The following is a 21394-nucleotide window of genomic DNA, read 5'->3' on the forward strand; positions in this document are numbered from 1 at the left end:
CGGAATTAAATGCGCCATAAAGACAAAAAAATTGCATTCAACAGGCCATCGCCCAGCCGCGCACCTTTCCCGGCGTCGCCCTGCCGAATTCCCGAAGGCGTGGCCACGACCGCTCGTGAGCCGAATACGGCAAGGCTATCGCCGTTCCGCTCGTCAACCGGAACGGCACCGTCTGGTCCGAAAGGCAGGATTTTCTCTGCGGGTGGCGCTCTATCGCACGCCGCTAGGCTTTTCGCCGGCCCGCGATGACCACGAAGAGCAGCGGCACGAAGAAGATGCCGAGCACGGTCGCGGCGATCATGCCGCCCATCACGCCGATGCCGATGGCGTTCTGCGCCGCCGAGCTCGCGCCCGTCGCGAAGGCGAGCGGCAGGACGCCGAGGATGAAGGCGAGCGACGTCATGACGATCGGCCGGAGGCGCATGCGCGCGGCCTCCAGCACGGCGTCGACGGCGCTCCGGCCCTCATCGCGCAGGTCCTTGGCGAATTCGACGATGAGGATGGCGTTCTTGGCCGTCAGGCCGATGGTCGTCAGCAGGCCCACCTTGAAATAGACGTCGTTGGACTGGCCGAAGGCCCAGGCCGCCACCAGCGCGCCGAGCACGCCGACCGGCACGGCGAGCAGGACGGAGAGCGGAATGGACCAGCTTTCGTAGAGCGCGGCAAGGCAGAGGAACACGACGAGCAGCGAGACGGCATAGAGCATCGCCTCCTGCGATCCGGCGAGCCGCTCCTGGTAGGAAAGGCCGGACCAGGCCGCGCTGTAGCCGCCGTCGAGGCCGGAGACGAGCGCCTCCATGCGGTCCATCGCATCGCCGGAGCTGGCGCCGGCCTGCGCCGCGCCGTTCATGGAAATGGCCGGCGTCCCGTTGAAGCGGGAGAGCGAGGGCGAGCCCTGGATCCACTTGGTCGTGGCGAAGGCCGAGAACGGCACCATTTCGCCGTCGCCGTTGCGGGCATACCAGCGCTCGACATCCTCCGGCTGCATGCGGAAGGGCGCGTCGGCCTGCACATAGACCGGCTTGATCTCGCCGTTATAGACGAAGTCGTTGACGTTGCTGCCGGCAAAAGCCGTGGAGATCAGCCCGTTGATGCCGCTGAGGTCGATGCCGAGCGCGCCGGCCTTCTCCTGGTCGACCTCGATCTTGAGCTGGCTTTCCAGCGTGCGGGTATTGCCGCGCACATTGCCGACCGTGTCGTCCGCCTGCGCAAGGTCGGCAAGCCGGTTGCTGGCCGCCGTCAGCGCGTCGCGTCCCCGGTTGCCGGTGTCCTCCAGATACATGGAGAAGCCGTTGCTCTGCCCCAGCCCCTGAATGGCCGGCGGGGCAAGCACGAAGACCTCCGCGTCGCGGATCTTGCGGAAATGCGCCGAGGCGCGCTGCGATATGGCGGAGGCGGAAAGCGAGGCCTCCTTGCGCGCATCGAAATCCTTGAGGCGCACGAAGGCCATCGCCGCGTTCTCGCCGCTGCCGCCGAAGCCGAAGCCGAGCGTCATGAAGACGCTCTGCACCGCGTCCTTCTCGTCATTGAGGAAATAGTCCTCGACCATGTCGATGACGGCCTGCGTGCGGGCGGCATTGGCGCCGGCCGGCAGGGTGATCTGCGTCATCAGCACGCCCTGGTCCTCCTCCGGCAGGAAGGAGGAGGGAAGCTGCGTATAGACCCAGCCGGCGCCGGCCAGCAGCGCGGCGAACACCACGAGCATGCGCAACGGCCTTGCGACGATGCCGCCCACCGCCCGCACATAGCCGCGCGTCGTCTTCTCGACGCCCCGGTTGAAGCCGCCGAAGATGCGCGCCGCCAAGCCGCCATGGGTGGGCTTCAGCAGCATGGCGCAGAGTGCCGGCGTCAGGACGATCGCGACGAGGACGGAGAGCAGCATGGCGCTGGCGATGGTGATGGAGAACTGCCGGTAGATGACGCCGACCGAGCCCGAGAAGAAGGCCATGGGAATGAAGACGGCGGTGAGCACCAGCGCGACGCCGATCAGCGCGCCGGTGATCTCGCCCATAGACTTCTCCGTCGCCTCGCGGGCGGAAAGCCCCTCCTCCGACATGACGCGCTCGACATTCTCCACCACGACGATCGCATCGTCGACGAGGAGGCCGATGGCGAGCACCATGGCGAACATGGTCAGCATGTTGATGGAATAGCCGAAGGCCGCGAGCACCCCGAAGGTGCCGAGCAGCACGACGGGCACCGCGATCATCGGGATGAGGGTCGCCCGAAGGTTCTGGAGGAAGAGCAGAAGCACGAGGAAGACGAGCACGATGGCCTCGATCAGCGTCTCGACCACCTTCTCGATGGAGAGCTCCACGAAGGGCGTCGTCTCGTAGGAATAGGCGATCTCGACGCCCTCGGGCAGCGAGTTCGCGAGACCGTCGAGTTCCGCATGCACGGCCGCGGCCGTGGTGATGGCATTGGCGCCGCTGGCGAGCTGCACGCCGAAGCCGGCGGCCGGCATGCCGTTGAAGGTCGAGCTCTGGCCGTAGCTTTCCAGCCCGATCTCGACGCGCGCCACGTCGCCGAGGCGCACGACGGAGCCGTCCTTCGCCGTCTTGAGGATGATCTTGCGGAACTCCTCGGCGGAGGTCATCTGCGTCTGCGCGACGATGCTCGCCTTCAGCTGCTGGCCGCGCACGACGGGCGTCGCGCCGATGGAGCCGGCGGCGACCTGCGCGTTCTGCGCCTTGATGGCCGTGGTGACGTCCGAGGGGACGAGCTGGTATTTCTGCATCTGGTCCGGGTCGAGCCAGACGCGCATGGCATAGCCGCTGCCGAAGGACTGCACCGAGCCGACGCCGTCGAGCCGCTCGATGCGCTCCTCGATGCTGCTCGACATGATGTCGGAGAGCTCCGAGGAGGTGTAGCGGCCGTCCCGCGAGATGATGTTGCCGATCATCAGGATGCCGGAAGGCGAGCGGGACACGCTGACGCCGGCATCCTGCACGGCCTCGGGAAGCTGGGATTCGACGCGCGCCAGCTTGTTCTGCACCTCGACCTGCGCCAGTTCCGCGTCCGTGCCGCTGGCAAAGGTGAGCGAGATGGAGGCCGAGCCTGTATTCGAGGAGGATTCCATGTAGAGCAGGCCATCGAGGCCGGTCATCGCGCTTTCGATCTTCGTCGTGACCGAGTTCTCCACGGCTTCAGCGGTGGCGCCGGAATAGGACGCGCCGATGCGCACGGTGACGGGCGCGACATCGGGATATTGCGAGATCGAGAGCGAATAGATGCCCATCACACCCGACAGAAGCGTGGCGATGGCGAGCACGATGGCGAAGACGGGGCGAGCGATGAAGAAGCTCGCCAGGGCATTGCGCCGCAGACCTTCCGTCATTTCGAAGCTCCCGACGCATCGTCCGTCGTGGCCGGGCCGGCGAGCGACTGCTTCACCACGCCGTCCTCGTCGATGACCGCCTCCACCGGCGTCACGGCAGCGCCCGCGGAAATCTTCTGGAAGCCGTCGACGATCAGGCGCTCGCCGTCCTTCAGCCCTTCCGTCACGATCCAGTCGTTGCCGGACGTGCCGAGGGTGGTCAGCGTGCGCTGCTCCGCCTTGCCGTCGGCGGAGACGACATAGGCGACGGGCTCGCCCGTGCCGCTGCGCTGCACGGCGCGCTGGGGCACCAGGAAGGCGTTCGGCATGCTGCCGAGATCGACGGAGGCGCGCACGAACATGCCCGGCAGCAGCACGCGCCGGGTATTGGGGAAGCTGGCGCGCAGGGTGAAGGTGCCGGTGCTTTCGCTGACATTCACCGTCGCCAGCGAGATCGTGCCGGTCTCATCGTAGTCCGCGCCATTCTCCAGCGTCAGCCGCACGCTCGGCGCGCCCTCGCCGTCGCGGCCGAGGCGTCCGGCCTCGACATCCTGGCGGATTTTCAGGAGATTGGCGCTGGTGTCGACGAGGTCGACATTGACGGGATCGATCTGGCGGATCGTCGCCAGCGCATCCGTCTGGTTCTGGGTGACGAGCGAGCCGACGCTGACGCCCGCCATGCCGATGATGCCGGCGATCGGCGCCTTGATCGTCGTGTTGTCGAGGTCGATGCGCGCGGTCTCCAGGCTGGCCTTCGCCGCCTCCACGTCGGCCTTCGCCTGCAGCAGCGCCGCGGTCGCCTCGTCCAGCGCCTGCTGGCTCACCGCGCTCTGCGATTGCAGCCGCGCGTTCCGGTCGAAGGCGGCCTGCGCGGATTGCTGGCTCGCCTCGGCGCGCGACAGGGACGCGGCGGCCGCCGCATAGGCCGCGCTGAATTTCGCGTCGCGCACCTTGAAGAGCACGTCGCCGGCATCGACCTTGCGGCCCTCGCGGAAATCGATGCTCTGGATGATGCCGTCGATCTGCGGGCGGATTTCCGCCGTGGCATGCGCGACGACGCGGCCGGAGAGCTGGGCATGGCGCGGCACGGACTGCGCCTTCAGCACCACGAAGCCTACCTCCGCGGCGGGCATGGCGCCGCCGCCGGGCGGGGCGTTCCCGCTGCTCTGGTCCGAGCAGGCAGCCAGAAGGAGGCCGGCGGCCACAAGGCCGATCCGCAGGAGTCTCTCGCGCATCATGCACCCTTTTCCGGTAGCGGCAGATCATCCTGCCCGCTTGCCATATTTACAAAACTCATTGGTACCCTTAATATCCCGATATCGACATTGTCAATGCTCCACGGAAACCCCATGCCCGAAACGCCTGCCCCTTCCCTTCCCGCCAAGCGCAGGACGCGCGGCCGTCCGCGGCTCGCAACGCCCGCCGAGCAGCGCGCGCGGATCATCGAGGCGACGCGCCGGCTCTTCCTGGCGCAGGGCTACGGCAAGACGACGATGAGCGAGGTCGCCGCCCATTGCCATGTCTCCAAGCGCACGCTCTACGAACTCTTCCCCTCCAAGACCGACCTTCTGGGCGCGATCATCGAGCAGCACCGCACCAGCATGCTGGCGCTTCCCGGCGACTACCGGCACCTCGGCCTTTCCGACGCGCTCGAACGGATCTTCCAGGTCGATATCGGCGAGGAGGAGGATAGGGCGCGGGAAGCATTCCTCAACCTCACCGTCGTGGAGGCGGCGCGCTATCCGGAAGTCGGCGAGATGATGATGCGGCTCGGCGGCCGGCGGGCGCATGCGCTGCTGGCCGAATGGATGGAGGGCGAGAAGCAGGCCGGGCGGCTTTTCACGGACGACACGGCAAGCGCTGCGACCATCCTCATGGACATGATCTTCGGCGCCGTCGTGACGAAAACCGGCACGGGCGCCGAATGGCCCGGCCTTAACGCGCGCAAGGACTACATGCGCCGCTGCATCCGCATCTTCGTCCACGGCACCGGCACGCCGCCGGCGCCGGAGGCGTGATCCGGCATACCGCGCCGACGGTGGCTCGGACAGCACGAGACCTGTGATCGGCAGCGGCGCGCCGATCAAGCCCGGCCTCCCCGGCGCGGCTGTTTCCCGTTGACAAATATTCGTTTCCCGGCTTCTTATCCACGACCGACAGTCGGGCGCGTGCTCTATGATCAGCGGGCCGCTACTTTTTCCCACAAGAGCCTTTCATGCAAATCACATCGGCGGGCGACCGCTTTGCCGCCTTCCGGCATCGTTCCTACGCCCAGTTCTTCTTCGCCCGCTTTCTCGCCGCCTTTGCGATCCAGATCATCTCGGTCGCCGTAGGCTGGCAGATGTATGAAGTCACCAGAAGCGCCTTCCTGCTCGGCATGATCGGGCTGGTGCAGTTCCTGCCTTCGCTGCTGCTCATCCTTGTCACCGGTTCCGTGACCGATCGCTACAGCAGGCGCTCCATCGTCTCGATCTGCCTTGCCATCAGCGCCTTCTGCGCCGCCGCGCTGCTGCTGCTCACCGTTACCGGCACTTTCGCGCCCGTCCCGGTCTTCGTCATTCTCGTGATCTTCGGCATTGAGCGCGCCTTCATGGGACCGGCAGTGCAGTCGCTTTCGCCCAATCTCGTGCCGGAAAAGGACCTCGCCAACTCCTTCGCGTGGAATGCCTCATCCTGGCAGACGGCCTCGATCGTCGGCCCCATGACGGGCGGCCTGCTCTATGGGCTCGATCCCACGGTCGCCTATTCGGTCGCCCTCGCCTTCATGGCCGCGGCCACCGTGCTGGTCTTCCTCATTCCCAAGCCCGCCCAGCGCAAGGTGGGCGAGCCGACAAGCTGGACCTATATCCTTGCCGGCTTCAAGTTCATCCGCTTCGAGAAGGTCGTGCTCGGCGCGATCTCGCTCGATCTCTTCGCGGTGCTGCTCGGCGGCGCCGTCGCGCTGATGCCGATCTTCGCATCCGACATCCTGGTTCTCGGGCCTCTGGGCCTTGGCCTCCTGCGCGCCGCTCCCGGCGTCGGCGCAATCGCCATGGCGATCTTCCTGGCAACGTTTCCCATCCGGCACGGTTCCGGGATCAAGATGTTCGTCGGCGTCGCCGTGTTCGGCCTCGCCACGATGGTTTTCGGCCTGTCGCAAACGCCCTGGCTCTCGATCGTGGCGCTCGCCTTCATGGGCGCCGGCGACATGATCTCGGTCTATGTGCGCGAGACCTTGATGGCGCTCTGGACGCCCGACGAGGTGCGCGGTCGCGTCAACGCCGTCAACTCCGTCTTCATCGGGGCATCGAACGAACTCGGCGAATTCCGCGCAGGCGTCATGACGCATTTCATCGGCGTCGTACCGGCCGTCGTCATCGGCGGCGTCGGCACTCTGGCCGTCTCGATGCTATGGGCATGGATGTTCCCGCAGTTGCGCAAGATCGATGCGCTCGATGCACCGGACAGAAGTGAACGTCCCGACATTCGATAGGTCCGGACCGAAGCCAACGGACAATGGCCGGATCCGGCATTGGGCGTGAAGGCTCCACTCCGGCGCATCCCTGCGCCGCCGCGAAATGCGAGCGGCTGTTTCGCCTAAATACCCCTTCCCGGAACCTCGGGAGCCGCGCGCGCATTTACCTCGAAAAGAGGAGATGCATCCATGGTTGATCCGAAGAACACGGCATCGCAAGCATCCGCCACCGAGGTCGAGGACCCTCACCCGGGCAGCGTTCCCAACGGAACACCCATTGCGGCATCCGACCGAAAACCGCCGCGGCCGCACAAATTCTCGGCCGAAAGCCACCCCAAACCGGAGGTTTTGCCGCTAACGGAGAACAAGACCCGCATCAACACCGAGGCGCCACGGCACCCGACAAAATCGGCTTCGGCATCGTGATGCCGCTGACAGCGTCGGCCTTATGCTCCGTTCCCGGCGTCAATTCATCGCCAGGGCGCTGGCCCTGACGATGACAGAGGCAGAGGCAGAGGCAGAGGATCGGCGGCTACTTGCTCAATCAAGCAATTCAGCCGGCACCTTTCCGCCATTGTCGGCCAGCGCCTTCATGAGCGCCTTGTGAAGCCAGACATTCATGGTCGCCGAATCGTTCTTGTCTCCCGTATAGCCCAATTCGTCTGCAAGTTCCTTGCGTGCCGACAGGCTTGAATCCAGATCGAGCGCCTTCATCATATCGACGATCGAGCGACGCCAATCGAGTTTCTGTCCGTTCTTCTTCACCGCCGCATCCATGACAGCCGCGACGTCGACCGACCCGGCCTGTTTCGAGACGCCAGATTCGGAATGCGCACCGGAGAGCGTCGCAGTGACTTCGTCGCCAAGCTTCGAATTGGCGCCTTCCGATGGATTTGCCCCGGTTCCCCGCGTGGTCGTACCAGCCATATCGGCGCTTGCAGGGCTGCCGGCGCCCGCCGTCACGGTCCGCTCCGGCTGCTCCGCCGAACCACCGAAAAGTTTTTCCTTAATGCGGCTGAAAATGCCCATGAACAGCTCCTTTAGCGTTTGACACGTCTGAAGATTAGGGCGGGACCGCAGGGTTTCAATGACCGCGCAAGGCTGAAGCTGCCCATGCCCGGCCGGAACAATGTCGGGAAAGGCGGGTTTTGCGACATGAACCGGAGGCCGCCATGCTCACCGATCCCAAAGACCCGAAGAAGCCGGTGGAGGTTCCACCGGAAGAAACGCCGGATTCCTTGCCCGATATTCCCGAGCGCCCGATCGAAGAACCGGGCCCGGATGTCGTCCCTGAAGAAGCGCCTGACGTCACTCCCGTACCCGACGAGGAGGTCCCGGCTAAAATGCGCCGCTGAGAAGGCAGACGCATATTCACCGGAGGGCTCTCGTCTCCGCAGGCCGCAGGGGCCGCCCGAGCATCGTCAGTGCATTTTCGATCGCGGCTCCGGAAGCGGTATTGTCGAAGACGCACCAGCCATCGGGCGCCGCAAGGTTCCGGAACGACCTTATCTCTTCCTCCGTATAGCTCGAATAATAAACCTTCGGCTTGCCGTGGAGGCGAACATATCGCGGCGGGTCGGCGAAACCTTCTGCCGGCCACACCAGCGCCGGATCGGCGAGAACCCGATCGATCGCGTATCTCTCAAGCAGATCCAATGCCTCGTCGCACGCCCAGCTCCTGTGGCGCACCTCGATGACGATCGGCCCCGTATCAGCATCTCGCATTGCCCTGAATGCCGTCTCGAACATGTCGGCATCGAATGTCAGCGAGGGCGGAAGCTGACACAGCAGGGGACCGCGTTTTTCACCGAGCGGGGCGATATCTTCGAGGAAAGCATCGAATGGCCCGGCGATCTCCCTCATCGCGCGGCTATGGCTGATCTCTCTGGGAATCTTCAACGAGAACCGGAAGCGGTCCGGCACGGATTCGGCCCACCGCGCGAAGGTCGATGTCTTGTGCCGATGGTAGAAAGTCGAGTTGATCTCCACACCGTCGAACATGGATGCATATCTGGTGAGACCGCTTCCCTCCCGGGCAAACAGGTGAGCCAGTTTCTTCGGGATCGACCATGCGGCGGTCGCAACGATCGGCAAATCAGCCTTCTCCTGTGCTTCTTCAGAACGAGAGCCTGCAAGAGTAATGAGAAAACCGGCGATGGGGTTCGCTGAAAAATGTCGACCTGCCGCTGATTTTTCATCCGGCACGGCGTCGGAGGGCGTGCCCGCTGAACGGCACCAGGCGTATCTTGCTATATTCCCGCTGCGCGCCGTGCTCCGGTGAAGTGATGGCGGCAATGACCGCCTCGCGGCATCGACTATGCGATTTTCTTTTACAATCCGAAGCGGGAATCTGCCGCGCAAGGACGAGAACGTCCCGCCGTCGGCGTCAAATCTCAATCCTCAAGGGGATCGTGGAAACCGGCCGGAAGGGAAAAGCCCGAGACAAGTGCCGGAGGTTCGGCATTGGCGTCCGGGCGTGTCTTCGGAAGCATCGCATGCGCCGCAACCACGGAACGGATCGCGACGGGACGATAGTTGCGAACGAGGTCCGGCCGGAGCTTTTCCTCACAAGTCTTGTCGACCATGGCCTCTCCTCCCGGCGGATGTCACTGCGCGTCGAACTTCACCATCGTTCCCCCGCCGGTCGCCTGATCGGTCGGAAACACCTCGACGCGCGCCACATCCACATAGACGGGCAGTGCGATGACGTCGCTGACGATGCGGGCGATATGCTCCGGCTGGATCGGCCGGTAGCCGTCATAAAGTACGGCCTGCGCCTGGTTGTTGGCAATGGACGTGCGATAGAGGTCCGTCTGCACGCGACCGGGCACGATCTCGCTGACCCGCACGGACGTCCCAAGCAAATCGCAGCGCAGGTTGTCGCAGAAGAGGCTGAGCCCAGCCTTCGAAGCACCGTAAGCACCCATATTCGGATAGGGCGCCTGCCCGCCACTGGAACCGATATAGATGAGGTGACCGCGCTTGCGCGCCACCATGCCCGGAAGCACGGTGCGCGTCAGGTGCAACGGCGCCTTGAGATTGACGTCGATCATCGCGTCGATCTCGGCCGGATCGATGTCCTGGAAGGCGGCGCGCGTCGAAAGGATACCGGCATTATTGACGAGCACATCGACCTCGACGCCCTCAAGGGCCGCCGCGATCCGCGCGGTATCCCGGACGTCCGCCTGCAACGGAAGCGCGCCGGTCGCATCGGCAAGTTCGGCAAGCTGCGCCTCGTTGCGGCCGACGGCATAGACCGTGAGGCCGCGGGCGCGCAGCATCGGCACAATCGCCTTGCCGATACCGCTGGTGGCGCCGGTGACGACGGCAGTGCGGTAGGCGTCAGACATAGATGTAGCCCCCGCTGATGACGACGTTTTCGCCGGTCGCGTAAGTGTTCCGGCTCGACGCCATCATAACGATCCATTCGGCCATCTCGACCGGTTCGGCTGCACGGCCGAGCGCGCTGGCCTTGGCGAGTTCCGGCAGGAATCCGAGTTCCTTGGCGCGGTCGGTGGCAAAGCCGGCCGGTGCGACCGAGTTCACAAGGATCTGGTCGCTGGCGCATTCCTGCGCGAAGGACTTCGTCAGGCTTACCACGGCAGCCTTCGTTGCGGCGTAGTGGGCATTCTGCGGATGCGCCTTGAAGGCATCGACCGAAGTGACATTGACGATGCGGCCGGTCACCTCGGGCGCATTGACGAACTGGCGCATATGACGCACCGCGGCAACCATCATGTGATAGGTGCCTTTGACGTTGATGGCGTTTTCAAGATCCCAGTCCTCGTCGGTGATTTCGAGGATGGGCTTGCGCGGATAGATGGCCGCGCTGTTGACCAGCGCATGGACGCGGCCGAGCCTGGCCGCGACCGACTCGAAGCCGCCATGGGCCGTCTCGGCACGGGAGATGTCGGCAACAGCCGTGGCCACTTCAGCGCCGAGCGCCTCCAGCGCCGCGGCGGACGAAGCAAGCAGCGCTTCGTTGCGATCGATCAGGCCAATCTTCGCAGCGCCCTGCGCGACCATCAGCTTGGCGGTAGTGAGCCCAAGGCCCGAGGCGCCGCCGACGATGACAACGGACTGGTTCTTCATGCTTACGACCTCGTGATTTCGGGTTGCGCCGTTACATTTGTGTGCTATCACTTATATGATAAGTTTTAGGAAGCGCAAGCTCGTTTTTTGGACTCTCCATGATTCCCCGTCTGACTTCCGCGCAGCGCGCGCCCTCCCTCAGCGAGGGCTTCGTGCAGCACCTCGCCGGCTCGGGCTTCAAGGGCGATATCGGACAGGGAGCGGCAGACAGGACCGTTTTCGCCACCGACAATTCCATCTACCAGGTCGAGCCTGCCGCGATCCTCTTTCCGAAGGATGTCGATGACCTGAAGCGCATTGCCAGGGCGCTTGCCCGCCCGGAATTTTCGAGCGTTGCGATCACCCCGCGCGGCGGCGGTACCGGCACCAACGGCCAGTCGCTGACAACGGGCATCGTCGTCGATTGCTCGCGCCACATGAACCGCATCCTCGAGATCGATCCGGTGCGCCGGGTCGCGCGGGTGGAGGCCGGCGTCGTCAGGGACCAGCTCAACAAGGCGCTCGCACCGCATGGACTGTTCTTTGCTCCCGAACTCTCCACTTCGAACCGGGCGACGATCGGCGGCATGGTTTCGACGGATGCGTGCGGCCAGGGCTCTTGCCTCTACGGCAAGACAAGCAATCATGTTCTGGGGCTGCGCGTCATCCTGACGGACGGCACCGATTTCTCCTCCCGGCCGGTATGCGGGGAGGAATTGCGGGCACTGCAGATGCGGCGCGACCGCATCGGCGACATTCATCGCACGCTTGCCCGCATCGCCGCCGACGACCGCGACGATATCGAGCGCATCTTTCCGAAACTCAACCGCTTCATGACAGGCTACGATCTCGCCCATCTGGTCCGGAAAGACGGCGGATTCGATCTCAACGCGGTGTTGTGCGGCTCCGAAGGCACGCTGGCGATGATTGCCGAGGCTGAACTCAATCTGCTGCCGCTTCCGGCGCACGCGGCGCTGGTCAACATCCGCTACGACAATTTCAATGCGGCGCTCGAGGATGCACGCAATCTCGTCGCGCTCAACGTCGCCTCGGTTGAAACGATCGACGAGACGGTGCTGCGGCTGGCCAAGGGCGACATCATCTGGCCCCGCATTGCGCCCTTCTTTCCCGACGATGCGGATGGCGCCGCAAACGGCATCAATATCGCCGAGATTCTAGCGGATACGCCACAGGAGCTGGCTGAGAAACTCTCGGCCGTGACCGCGGCGCTGAAAGCCAATCCCTTTCCCGGGCGCAAGGGTTTTACGACGACCCATGGCAAGGCCGAGATCGAGGCCGTCTGGGCGATGCGCAAGCGGGCAGTCGGCCTGCTCGGCAATGTCGAAGGTCCGGTACGGCCGATTCCTTTCGTGGAAGATACCGCGGTCCCGCCGGAAAACCTTGCCGCCTATATCCGGGAATTCCGGGCGCTACTCGACGGAGAGAACCTCACCTACGGCATGTTCGGCCATGTCGATGCCGGGGTGCTCCACGTGCGCCCGGCGCTCGACCTCACCCGCCCCGAGCACGCTGCGCTCGTTCGCCGGATCAGCGATGCCGTCGTGGCCTTGACACGCAAATATGGCGGCGTCCTCTGGGGCGAACATGGCAAAGGTGTACGCTCGGAATATGTGCCCGAGTTTTTCGGGCCGCTCTATCCGCGCCTGCAGGAGATCAAGGCGGCCTTCGACCCGCTCGGCCAGCTCAACCCCGGCAAGATCGTCGCGGCGGCAGGCAGGGCGCTGCCGAAAATCGACGAGATTCCGCTGCGGGGCACGATAGACCGCGGCATAGGCGACGAGATTCGCGCCGCCTTCGGTAACGCCGCCTATTGCAACGGCAACGGCGCCTGCTTCGATTTCGATGCGGACACGCTGATGTGTCCTTCCTACAAGGCGACGCACGACCGGCGCTTCTCGCCGAAGGGCCGCGCCTCGCTGATGCGCGAATGGCTGCGGCAGCTTGCGGAAAAAGACGTCGATCCGCGCCGCGAAGCCACGCGGCGACACCCGTTCGGCTTCGCCGGCCGCCTCTGGAACAGTCTCAATCCCGCCAATCGCAACGATTTCTCCCATGAGGTGCGCGCGGCAATGGATACGTGCCTTGCCTGCAAGGCCTGTGCCGGGCAATGTCCCGTCAAGGTCAGCGTGCCGGCATTTCGCGCCAAGTTCCTCGCGCTCTACTACCAGCGCTATCTTCGACCCCTGAAAGATCCGCTCGTCGCGGCCATCGAAACCACCTTGCCGGTGATGGCGCGAATGCGGCCGCTCTATAATGCCGTCATCAGTTCGTCGCCTGGGCAGGCCGCCATGCGTCGCGCGGGCCTCACGGCGCTGCCCGTTCTCCCACCGCTATCGGCGCGGCGGGCGCTTGCCCGGCAGAACATGCCCGTCGCCACACCGGCAGAACTGGCCCGTCTCGACGCAGCGGCTCTGGCGAACACCATCGTTTTCGTGCCGGACGCCTTTACCGAGCACTTCGATCCGCAGGTGCTTCTCGACGCCGTCGAAGTGGCGCGGCTGCTCGGCTTTTCCCCGCTCATCGCGCCGCCGCTGGTCAACGGCAAGGCATTGCACGTCCATGGTTATCTGGATGCCTTCGAAAGGGCTGCTCGCCGCACCGCCGCCGCGTTGGACCGGCTTGCGCAAGCCGGCGCAACGCTCGTCGGCATCGATCCGTCCATGACACTTGCCTTTCGAAGCGAATATGCCGGCACCGGCCTGCGGGCGCGCATTCTCTTGCCGCAGGAATGGCTGGCCACCGTGCTCGACCGGCTCCCCTCGTCCACCCTTCATGAGCAAGGGAGCTACCGGCTCATGGCCCATTGCACGGAGCGCACCAACGCGCCGGCCGCCATCGGGCAGTGGCAGGCCGTATTTAAAAAACTGGGCGTGGACCTGCTTGTCGGCGAAACAGGCTGTTGCGGCATGGCGGGCACATTCGGCCATGAGGTGCGCAACCGCGGAATATCGGAAACGCTCTATGGTATGAGCTGGCAACCCGCGCTTGCCGCCACCGGGGCTGCGGATATGGTGATGGCGACGGGCTATTCCTGCCGGTCGCAGGCCAAGGCGATAGACGGCCGCAGGCTTCCCCACCCGCTTCAAGCCATCCGCGCCATTCTGCAACGGAATCCTGGCCTTCCTTCCCGCAGAGATACCACGTATGATGTATGATAAATGCCAGGAATAACCCAGAGGCTGTATCGATATGTCGGTCATCACGCAGCGCGGCAATCTCGCTGAAATCGTCGTCGCCAAACTTGTCGAACGCATCGATTCCGGCCTCTATGCGCCAGGCGAAAAAATCCCGTCCAGCGCCCAGCTCTGCGAGGAATTCGGCGTTTCCCGCACCGTCATCCGCGAAGCCCTGACCTCGCTGAAGGTTGCGGGCCGCGTCACCGCCCGTCAGGGCGCCGGCGTCTATGTGACGGAAAAGGACGCGAGAACGCTGAATTTCGAGATCAGCCGGATCGACGACATCCGTTCGGCCATGCAGATCCTGGAATTGCGGCTTGGCGTCGAGATGCAGTCGGTGGCGCTTGCCGCCCAGCGGCGCACGCCCGAAGCGCTCGTCGAGATCGCCCGCGCCTTCGACCATATCGAGAACCTCGACACAGACAATGCCGAGATCGAGGCACGCGCCGATTTCGAATTCCATCTCGCCATCGCCAGGGCGACGCGCAACCCGCATTTTCCGCGCTTCCTGGAAGCCGTCATGGGCGAGATCAATTTCGATCTCGTTCTGAAGCACAGCCAGTCCGGCCGCTCCTACAATGCCTATTTGAAGAAGATCAACAAGGAGCACGCCGCCATTCTCGCGGCGATCACGCAGGGCGATGCCAAGGCGGCGAAACAGGCCCTTGCCGCGCATCTGGAAGAAAGCCTCAACCGCTACCGCGCCTTGCTGGCGGAACCGGCGGACATGAAAACGAAGGGCTAAACCTCTTCTGGTTCAGCCAGGGAACGCTCGCGCAACGGGCGTCACTCAGCAACGATCAGGCCGGGCACCGCACCGGCAAACGCACCGAAGGCCGGAATTGTCCGCGCCTTCGGATCGACCACCAGATAGTCGATGTCTTCGATCGCGCAAAAGGCCACCCTTGCGGCAACACCCACCTTGGAGTGATCAGCCAGGATGATCCGGGTGGCGGCGTTGTCCGTCATGGCCCGGGCCACCTCGGCGCTGTGCGCATAGTGGTCCATGGCCCCGCCCCGCAAATCAATCCCCCAAGGCGATATGATCGAGACGTCTGCACGGAAGCGCTGTATCTCGTTGATGGTCGCAGGCCCGTATGTCTCTATCGGATTGTGTTTCACGTCCCCGCCCAAAAGGACGACCCTGAACCCCCGGGACGGCTCATCCGGCTTTTCGGCGAGCGTCATGGCGATCTCGAGCGAGTTGGTGATGATCGTCAGGTCTCTCAGCCCCGATCGCCCGGCAATCTCCTCGGCCATGATGGAGAGTGTCGAACCGCCATCCATGAAGATCGTCTGCCCGTCGTGCAGGAGGGAGAGCGCGCGCACGCAGATCGCTCTTTTTTCCTTGAGCCGCTGCGTGATGCGCACGTCGAAAGCAGGATCTTCAGGCGTAACCGGCACGGCGCCGCCACGCAGCCGCTTCAACTCGCCTGCCGCCTCCATTTCCACGAAATCACGCCGGATGGTCTCACGCGACACACCGCATTCCTCAGCGACGCGATCGGCGGAAACCTGACCATAGGCGGCCAGAAGTGTCCGAATTTTCTGCTGCCGTTCTTCCTGCCACATGCTCAGAAACTCCGCTTCTCAGCACCAATACAGAAACCCACATTTTGCCTCAAGTCCAAAAAAATCCATAAAACCACAATTTCGCACACGTCCACATATTGCCACATCCACGAAATCGCGATACGACATCACTCCAACGGCCGATCCGCTGCGGAACCGGCCGCATGACAAACAGAGCTCTCCGAAGACATTTCAACCTTCCTGGAGGCGTGCGCTGCCGCTCACGCCCCTTGCCGGTCCGTGGAGATTAAATGGGACGGGATAAGCATGTTTTGGACGGCCATCTGGAACTGGCCGTGGAACTGGCGGATGTCGCCCATGGCATCCTCGTCAAGGCAATCGATTCCACGCTGGCGGTAGAGGTAAAGCCCGACCGCAGCCTCGTGACCCAGATCGATCTTGAGATCGAACGGCGGATGCGCACCCTCATCGCCGATCGCTTTCCGGCTCACGGCATCATCGGCGAGGAGGATGGGACCGAGAATGGGGGCGCAAGCCACATCTGGGTGCTCGACCCGGTGGACGGCACCGCCCAGCTTATCGCCGGCATGCCGGTCTACGGGACGCTCATTGCCCTCGCCATCGACGGGGTGCCGTCCCTTGGCGTCATCGACATTCCCGCCATCGGCGCGCGATGGATCGGAGCGGTTGGTCGCCAGACGGTGAAGAATGGGCGACCGGTGAAGGTACGCTCCTGCAACTCCCTCTCCTCGGCCATCCTGACGAACAGCAATCAGGATTATCTGCCACCGAACGGACGGCCGGTGCTTGACGCCCTGCGCGAGGCGACCGGCGCCCGCGTCTACGGCGGATCCTGCCTCAACTACGGGATCCTTGCCGAAGGGCGCACCGACCTCGCGCTCGACGGTGGCCAGAAGGTCCACGATTTCGCTCCCTTCCGCCCCATTGTCGAAGGCGCCGGCGGCATAGTCACGGACTGGCAGGGCCTGCCGCTGACATTGGAAAGCTCTGGAAACCTGCTCGGCGCCGGCGATCCGGACCGCCACCGCGAAGCGCTCGCCATCATCGCCGAATGCCATGCGGCGGAATGCGAGGCGTGAACGCAATCGTCCCGACGCGCCGAGAACACATGATCCATCACAAGAAGGGGAATGACATGACATACTGGAAGCGTACAAAGACAATCGCCGCTACCGCGCTCTTCGCAGGTGCGGCCTTCCTCCAGCAGGCCATGGCCGGCGAGATCACGGTCTACTCGGCACTCGAGGAAGAGGAGATCAACCTTTTCGTCGAGAAAGCGAAGGAGGAGCTCCCGGATGTCAAAATCAACGTGCTGCGCCTGTCGACGGGTAATCTGACAGCCCGTCTCATTGCCGAAGCGGGCAATCCTCAGGCCGATGTCGTGCTCAGTCTGCCCGTCACCAACATCATGAACCCGACCATCGAGGCCATGTTTGAACCCTATGCGGCCAAGGGTGTCGACAAGGTGCCGGCCCAGTTCCGCGATCCGGAAAACCGCTGGTTCTCGCTGGCAGGCTATGTCGAGGTATTCTGCGCCAATACCGATCGGCTGGCGACCCTCGGCCTGCCCGTTCCCAAATCCTGGGAAGAACTTGCCGACCCGAAGTACAAGGGCGAGGTGGTGATGCCGGACCCGGTCTCGTCAGGCGTCGGTTTCGTCAACATCACGGCGCTCATCTACGGTCTCGGCGAGGAAAAGGGTTGGGATCTGATTGGCCGCCTGACGAAGAACATCGCACAGTTCACCAGTTCCGGTTCGCGCCCCTGCCGCATGGCGCAGGCCGGCGAGTTCGCCATCGGCGTCAGCTATGAAGTGCCGGCGATCCAGGCGGTCAATGAAGGCTATCCCGTCGAAACCGTGCTTCCGAGCGATTGGGTCGGCTTCGAAATTTCCGGTATCGGTCTCCTCAAGGGCGCGAAGAACCCCGACGACGGCAAGAAGTTCCTCGACTGGATGCTGACGCCGAGCCCGCTCGGCATCTACGCCTCCCTGAAGCCCGTCACCACCATTCCCGGCACGGCACAGTCGGAAGCGGCGAAAGAAGCCGGTTTCCCCGCAGACATTTCCAGCAGGCTCTCGAAGATGGATTTCGCCGCGATGGCGCGCGATCGCGCGCAGATTCTGGCTCGCTGGTCGGAAACAACCGGCCGTTAGTCGTCCTCGCCCGGTGCCCGCTCAGGCGGGCGCCTCCCTTCCGCGGAGATACCTCATGCTGGATATCAGCCACCTGCACAAGAAATATGGTTCCTTTCTTGCGCTCGACGACATCAATGTGCATGCGGGCAGCGACGAGTTCGTCTGTCTGCTCGGCCCGAGCGGTTGCGGCAAGACGACCCTCCTGCGCATCGTCGCAGGGCTTGAAAGCTATGCCGACGGAGAGATCCGCTTCGATGGCCGCGACCTCAACACGATCGACGTGCGCAACCGCAATTTCGGGATCGTCTTCCAGTCCTATTCGCTGTTCCCCAACATGACCGTCGGCGAGAACATCGGCTATGGCCTGAAGATCCGCGGCGTGCCGAAGGCCGAGATAGAAAGGCAGGTACGCGCCCTGCTCGACCTTATCCGCTTCCCCGACCTGATCGGCCGCTATCCGCACGAACTTTCCGGCGGCCAGCAGCAGCGCGTCGCGATCGCCCGAGCGCTGGCTGTCGCGCCATCGCTTCTGCTGCTGGACGAACCGCTATCGGCGCTCGACGCCCGCGTGCGCCTCGATATCCGCGGCGAAATCCGCGATCTGCAGCGGCGGTTGAAAATTCCGACGATCATGGTCACGCACGATCAGGAAGAAGCGCTCAGCATGGCCGACAAGGTGGTGTGCATGAACCACGGCCGCATCGAGCAGGTCGGCACGCCGCACGATCTCTATTTCCGCCCGCGCACGAAATTCGTGGCAAGCTTCATCGGCACCAGCAATTTCTTCGATACAGAGGAAGCCGGCACGCTGTTCGGTGAAAGGCTCTCCGCCGTGCAACAGGACGGTGTCACCGGCGGTTCGCTTCTCGTGGTGCGCCCCGAGGAACTTGTGCTGACCGCCGACCCCGCGGGTGAGGCCATCGTCGAGGATGTGGCCTTCCTCGGGAATGTCAGCCACGTGCGGCTCGACTGGCGGGGCCGGGCGATCACCAGCGACCTGCGCCTCGGCCAGCGGTTCGTGCCGGGCGAACGGGTCTCCCTTTCCCTTCACGACGGCCGCGGCCACTGGGTGGCACCATGACGGCTCTCCCCTTCCTGCCCAGGGCACGATCCAGACGGCACGCCAATCCGGACCGGCTGTTCTTCCTTGCTTGCCTGGTGGTGCCGCTCGCCGCACTCGCCCTCTTCTTTCTCTATCCGCTGTCGCAGATCGTCGGGCGCAGCCTCACCGAAGGCGACGGCTCGCTCGGGTTGGGCAATTATGCCGGCGTCTTCCAGCTCGCCCATATCCCCCGCGTGATCGGCAACAGCCTGCTGATCGGCGGCGTCACCACGCTCGTCTGCGTGCTGCTCGGCTTCGCCATCGCCTTCATGCTCCAGCGTACGAAGATCCCCGGCAAGCGGCTGATCCGCATCATCCTGATCCTGCCGCTGCTCGCTCCCTCGCTGGTGCAGGCGCTCGGCCTGATCTTCCTCTTCGGCCGCAACGGGCTCATCAACAAGTATCTGCATCTCGACATTCAGATCTACGGCTTCTGGGGTCTGCTGATCGCCAACTGCATGTATGCCCTGCCGCAGGCGGTGATGATCCTCGAGACCTCGCTGCGCCGGTCCGACGCCCGTCCCTACGACGCCGCCCTCCTGCTTGGCGCGTCACGCTGGCGGCGCTTCGTCGACATCACCTTCCCTTCGGCCAAGTTCGGCCTGATCAGCGCCGCCTTCGTCGTCTTCACGGTCTCCGTCACGGACTTCGGCAATGCCGCCGTCATCGGCGGCTCGTTCCAGGTGCTGGCCATGGAGATCTACACGCAGGTCGTCGGCCAGATGAACTTCAACATGGGCGCCGTCGTCGGCATCATGCTGCTGCTGCCGACGCTACTTGCCATCTACATCCAGCGGGTCGCCAATCAGCGCCAGTTCGGCGGCTCGTCGGAAAGCGCGGTGCCTGTTGCACAGGACTACGTGCCGTTGCGCGACCTGCCGCTCGGCCTCGTCGTCCATACGATCGGCCTCGTGGTCTTTGCGGTGGTCGCCACCGTCGTCTACGCCAGCTTCGTGAAGCTCTGGCCCTATCGGCTCGACTTCACGCTGGCGAACTACGACATCTCCATGGCGGGCGGCTACGATTCTCTCTGGTCGACGCTGCTCATCTCCCTTGAGACCGCAGCCATCGGGACACTTTCGCTCTTCCTGCTGGCGCTCGCCCAGCGCCGGCTGGGGCCGGTCACGGCGCGCGTGGTCTACTTCCTGGCGATCGTACCGGTCGGCGTACCCGGACTGGTATTGGGCCTGTCCTATGTCCTGTCCTTCAACGTATCAGGCTCGATACTCGGCGCGCTCTACGGCTCGGCCTTCCTCATCGCGATCTGCAATTTCTACCACTACCACTCCCAGGGCTTCCTCACGATGGTGACGGGCATCCGCGCCGTACCGAAGAGCCTCGAGGAAACCGTCACCTGCATGGGCGGCGGCAATCTCCATGCACTGCGCGATGCCGTCATGCCGGTGATGACGCCGACGCTCGTCTCGGTGTTCTTCTTCCTGTTCATGCGGGCGATGGTCACGCTCTCGGCCGTCATATTCCTCGTCACGCCGTCCATGACGGTCGCGGCGGTGACGGTCATGCGGCTCGACCAGGGCGGCAAGAGCACGCAGGCGGCGGCTTTCTCCGTCTGCATCATGGCGACGGTGCTCGCCGCGACGCTCGTCATGCACGCCATCCTCGCCCTCGTCGGCCGGCCGAAAGCCCGCTGACGCCCGCCCCTTCAACATCCAAAACCTCATTTGCGAGACATGACATGAGAATTCTGCTTACCAACGACGACAGCATCCACGCCGACGGCTTCCGCGTGCTCGAGGAGATCGCCCACACGCTGTCCGACGACGTCTGGTCCGTCGCGCCGGAAACGGACCGCAGCGGCCTTGCCCATTCGCTGACGCAGCTCGAGCCGCTACGCGTGCGCAAATACGGCGACAAACGCTATTCCGTCACCGGAACGCCCGCCGACTGCGTGATCGTCGGCGTGCGCGACCTCCTGCCCGAACCGCCGGATCTCATTCTCTCCGGTGTCAATTCCGGCGCCAACATCGCCGACGACATCATCTATTCCGGTACGATCGGCGGCACGATCGAAGGCACGCTGTTCGGCGTGCCCTCCATCGCGCTCTCGCAGCATTACGACTTCGTCGATGGCGAGCGTGTCTTCAACTGGGACATCAGCCGCAAGAACGCCCCGGCCATCATCCGCAAGCTGCTCTCCCTGCCGCGCAAGGAAGGCGTCTTCTACAACATCAATTTCCCGAACTGCCGCGACGAGGAGCTCCAGGCGGTACGCGTCGTCTCGCAGGGCAAGCGCGCCCACGGCTACCAGGTCGAACAGCGGCTGGATGGCCGGAAGTTCCCCTATTACTGGATCCATTCCGTGCATGACATGGCGGAATACGAGGTCGGCAGCGATGCCGAAGCGCTGGCGCTGAAGGCGCCCTCGGTCTCGGCTCTGCGCATCGACATGACGGACTACGAGACCAACCACAGCCTCGTATCGCTTTTCGGCTCATGAAGACGCCGTCGACGCATCAAGGATAGCTTGTCGATCGACGGAATTTCTTACGCACTCCGGCGCGTGGGCAGCCCCTATACTCTTTTCAGTGGCCATAAAACGGCA

Annotated in this window: 19 protein-coding genes; 11 read left to right on the plus strand and 8 right to left on the minus strand. The window is 64.0% G+C overall.

Going from position 1 to position 21394, the window contains the following annotated elements; translation table 11 throughout:
- Positions 1-223: 223 nt before the first annotated feature.
- Complete coding sequence (locus tag DSD28_RS08295) at positions 224-3310, minus strand: efflux RND transporter permease subunit (RefSeq protein ID WP_119255954.1); 3087 nt, start codon at positions 3308-3310, stop codon at positions 224-226.
- Positions 3311-3333: 23 nt separating this feature from the next.
- Positions 3334-4554 (minus strand): efflux RND transporter periplasmic adaptor subunit, encoded by a 1221-nt coding sequence (locus DSD28_RS08300; RefSeq protein WP_119255904.1) that lies wholly within the window; start codon positions 4552-4554, stop codon positions 3334-3336.
- 111 nt (positions 4555-4665) lie between these two features.
- Between DSD28_RS08300 and DSD28_RS08305 the strand changes: the two genes are divergently transcribed.
- The 3 genes from DSD28_RS08305 to DSD28_RS25825 all read left to right on the plus strand — a co-directional run bounded on the left by DSD28_RS08305 (position 4666) and on the right by DSD28_RS25825 (position 7196).
- On the plus strand, positions 4666-5334 hold the full coding sequence (locus tag DSD28_RS08305; RefSeq protein WP_162911299.1) for a TetR/AcrR family transcriptional regulator: 669 nt from the start codon (positions 4666-4668) through the stop codon (positions 5332-5334).
- A gap of 197 nt (positions 5335-5531) precedes the next feature.
- A complete protein-coding gene (locus DSD28_RS08310; RefSeq protein WP_119255906.1) occupies positions 5532-6788 on the plus strand; it encodes an MFS transporter in 1257 nt (418 codons plus the stop codon).
- Positions 6789-6959: 171 nt separating this feature from the next.
- Complete coding sequence (locus DSD28_RS25825) at positions 6960-7196, plus strand: hypothetical protein (protein WP_162911300.1); 237 nt, start codon at positions 6960-6962, stop codon at positions 7194-7196.
- A 114-nt stretch (positions 7197-7310) separates the two neighbouring features.
- On the opposite strand, the gene DSD28_RS08315 is transcribed toward DSD28_RS25825, so the two are convergent.
- Positions 7311-7799: a DUF3597 domain-containing protein gene (locus DSD28_RS08315; RefSeq protein ID WP_119255907.1), complete on the minus strand. Its 489-nt coding sequence runs from the start codon at positions 7797-7799 to the stop codon at positions 7311-7313.
- A 143-nt stretch (positions 7800-7942) separates the two neighbouring features.
- On the opposite strand from DSD28_RS08315, the gene DSD28_RS08320 reads away from it, so the two are divergent.
- Positions 7943-8125, plus strand: coding sequence for a hypothetical protein (locus DSD28_RS08320; RefSeq protein ID WP_119255908.1), 183 nt, complete (start codon positions 7943-7945; stop codon positions 8123-8125).
- 16 nt (positions 8126-8141) lie between these two features.
- Here the strand turns inward: DSD28_RS08320 and DSD28_RS08325 are convergent, their stop codons facing one another.
- The 4 genes from DSD28_RS08325 to DSD28_RS08335 all read right to left on the minus strand — a co-directional run bounded on the left by DSD28_RS08325 (position 8142) and on the right by DSD28_RS08335 (position 10862).
- Positions 8142-8864, minus strand: a complete 723-nt coding sequence (locus DSD28_RS08325; RefSeq protein WP_119255909.1) for a DUF72 domain-containing protein — start codon at positions 8862-8864, stop codon at positions 8142-8144.
- 299 nt (positions 8865-9163) lie between these two features.
- Positions 9164-9355, minus strand: coding sequence for a hypothetical protein (locus tag DSD28_RS25830; protein WP_162911301.1), 192 nt, complete (start codon positions 9353-9355; stop codon positions 9164-9166).
- Between the two features lie 21 nt (positions 9356-9376).
- Positions 9377-10120: an SDR family oxidoreductase gene (locus DSD28_RS08330; RefSeq protein WP_119255910.1), complete on the minus strand. Its 744-nt coding sequence runs from the start codon at positions 10118-10120 to the stop codon at positions 9377-9379.
- A complete protein-coding gene (locus DSD28_RS08335) occupies positions 10113-10862 on the minus strand; it encodes an SDR family NAD(P)-dependent oxidoreductase (protein ID WP_119255911.1) in 750 nt (249 codons plus the stop codon). The genes DSD28_RS08330 and DSD28_RS08335 overlap by 8 nt, the downstream gene beginning before the upstream one ends.
- 98 nt (positions 10863-10960) lie before the next feature.
- Between DSD28_RS08335 and ydiJ the strand changes: the two genes are divergently transcribed.
- Entirely contained in the window at positions 10961-14017 is a 3057-nt protein-coding gene (gene ydiJ, locus DSD28_RS08340) for a D-2-hydroxyglutarate dehydrogenase YdiJ (RefSeq protein WP_119255912.1), read from the plus strand.
- Positions 14018-14051: 34 nt separating this feature from the next.
- Entirely contained in the window at positions 14052-14783 is a 732-nt protein-coding gene (locus tag DSD28_RS08345) for a FadR/GntR family transcriptional regulator (RefSeq protein WP_119255913.1), read from the plus strand.
- Positions 14784-14824: 41 nt separating this feature from the next.
- Here the strand turns inward: DSD28_RS08345 and DSD28_RS08350 are convergent, their stop codons facing one another.
- Positions 14825-15610, minus strand: coding sequence for a DeoR/GlpR family DNA-binding transcription regulator (locus DSD28_RS08350; RefSeq protein ID WP_119255914.1), 786 nt, complete (start codon positions 15608-15610; stop codon positions 14825-14827).
- Between the two features lie 251 nt (positions 15611-15861).
- Here DSD28_RS08350 and DSD28_RS08355 point away from each other — a divergent pair, with 251 nt between their 5' ends.
- From DSD28_RS08355 to surE, 5 genes are read left to right on the plus strand one after another with little or no spacing between them, the layout of a single operon-like run.
- Positions 15862-16671: an inositol monophosphatase family protein gene (locus tag DSD28_RS08355; protein ID WP_119255915.1), complete on the plus strand. Its 810-nt coding sequence runs from the start codon at positions 15862-15864 to the stop codon at positions 16669-16671.
- Positions 16672-16727: 56 nt separating this feature from the next.
- Positions 16728-17747 (plus strand): ABC transporter substrate-binding protein, encoded by a 1020-nt coding sequence (locus DSD28_RS08360; protein WP_119255955.1) that lies wholly within the window; start codon positions 16728-16730, stop codon positions 17745-17747.
- Positions 17748-17802: 55 nt separating this feature from the next.
- Positions 17803-18810 (plus strand): ABC transporter ATP-binding protein, encoded by a 1008-nt coding sequence (locus DSD28_RS08365; RefSeq protein ID WP_119255916.1) that lies wholly within the window; start codon positions 17803-17805, stop codon positions 18808-18810.
- Complete coding sequence (locus tag DSD28_RS08370) at positions 18807-20483, plus strand: ABC transporter permease subunit (RefSeq protein ID WP_119255917.1); 1677 nt, start codon at positions 18807-18809, stop codon at positions 20481-20483. The genes DSD28_RS08365 and DSD28_RS08370 overlap by 4 nt, the downstream gene beginning before the upstream one ends.
- 44 nt (positions 20484-20527) lie before the next feature.
- Positions 20528-21289, plus strand: coding sequence for a 5'/3'-nucleotidase SurE (gene surE / locus DSD28_RS08375; RefSeq protein ID WP_119255918.1), 762 nt, complete (start codon positions 20528-20530; stop codon positions 21287-21289).
- Positions 21290-21394 lie beyond the last annotated feature (105 nt).

The organism is Shinella zoogloeoides (assembly GCF_003574625.1).
GTDB classification, from domain to species: Bacteria; Pseudomonadota; Alphaproteobacteria; order Rhizobiales; family Rhizobiaceae; genus Shinella; species Shinella zoogloeoides_A.

Excerpts from the sequence above, each read along its gene's own strand:
- DSD28_RS08365 (WP_119255916.1), top strand. The coding sequence starts at position 17,803 with ATGCTGGATATCAGCCACCTGCACAAGAAATATGGTTCCTTTCTTGCG.
- DSD28_RS08370 (WP_119255917.1), top strand. The coding sequence starts at position 18,807 with ATGACGGCTCTCCCCTTCCTGCCCAGGGCACGATCCAGACGGCACGCC.
- DSD28_RS08310 (WP_119255906.1), top strand. The coding sequence starts at position 5,532 with ATGCAAATCACATCGGCGGGCGACCGCTTTGCCGCCTTCCGGCATCGT.
- DSD28_RS08350 (WP_119255914.1), bottom strand. The coding sequence starts at position 15,610 with ATGTGGCAGGAAGAACGGCAGCAGAAAATTCGGACACTTCTGGCCGCC.
- DSD28_RS08335 (WP_119255911.1), bottom strand. The coding sequence starts at position 10,862 with ATGAAGAACCAGTCCGTTGTCATCGTCGGCGGCGCCTCGGGCCTTGGG.
- DSD28_RS08360 (WP_119255955.1), top strand. The coding sequence starts at position 16,728 with ATGACATACTGGAAGCGTACAAAGACAATCGCCGCTACCGCGCTCTTC.
- DSD28_RS25830 (WP_162911301.1), bottom strand. The coding sequence starts at position 9,355 with ATGGTCGACAAGACTTGTGAGGAAAAGCTCCGGCCGGACCTCGTTCGC.
- ydiJ (WP_119255912.1), top strand. The coding sequence starts at position 10,961 with ATGATTCCCCGTCTGACTTCCGCGCAGCGCGCGCCCTCCCTCAGCGAG.
- DSD28_RS08300 (WP_119255904.1), bottom strand. The coding sequence starts at position 4,554 with ATGATGCGCGAGAGACTCCTGCGGATCGGCCTTGTGGCCGCCGGCCTC.
- DSD28_RS08330 (WP_119255910.1), bottom strand. The coding sequence starts at position 10,120 with ATGTCTGACGCCTACCGCACTGCCGTCGTCACCGGCGCCACCAGCGGT.
- DSD28_RS08345 (WP_119255913.1), top strand. The coding sequence starts at position 14,052 with ATGTCGGTCATCACGCAGCGCGGCAATCTCGCTGAAATCGTCGTCGCC.
- DSD28_RS08305 (WP_162911299.1), top strand. The coding sequence starts at position 4,666 with ATGCCCGAAACGCCTGCCCCTTCCCTTCCCGCCAAGCGCAGGACGCGC.
- DSD28_RS08315 (WP_119255907.1), bottom strand. The coding sequence starts at position 7,799 with ATGGGCATTTTCAGCCGCATTAAGGAAAAACTTTTCGGTGGTTCGGCG.
- DSD28_RS08355 (WP_119255915.1), top strand. The coding sequence starts at position 15,862 with ATGGGACGGGATAAGCATGTTTTGGACGGCCATCTGGAACTGGCCGTG.
- DSD28_RS08320 (WP_119255908.1), top strand. The coding sequence starts at position 7,943 with ATGCTCACCGATCCCAAAGACCCGAAGAAGCCGGTGGAGGTTCCACCG.
- surE (WP_119255918.1), top strand. The coding sequence starts at position 20,528 with ATGAGAATTCTGCTTACCAACGACGACAGCATCCACGCCGACGGCTTC.
- DSD28_RS25825 (WP_162911300.1), top strand. The coding sequence starts at position 6,960 with ATGGTTGATCCGAAGAACACGGCATCGCAAGCATCCGCCACCGAGGTC.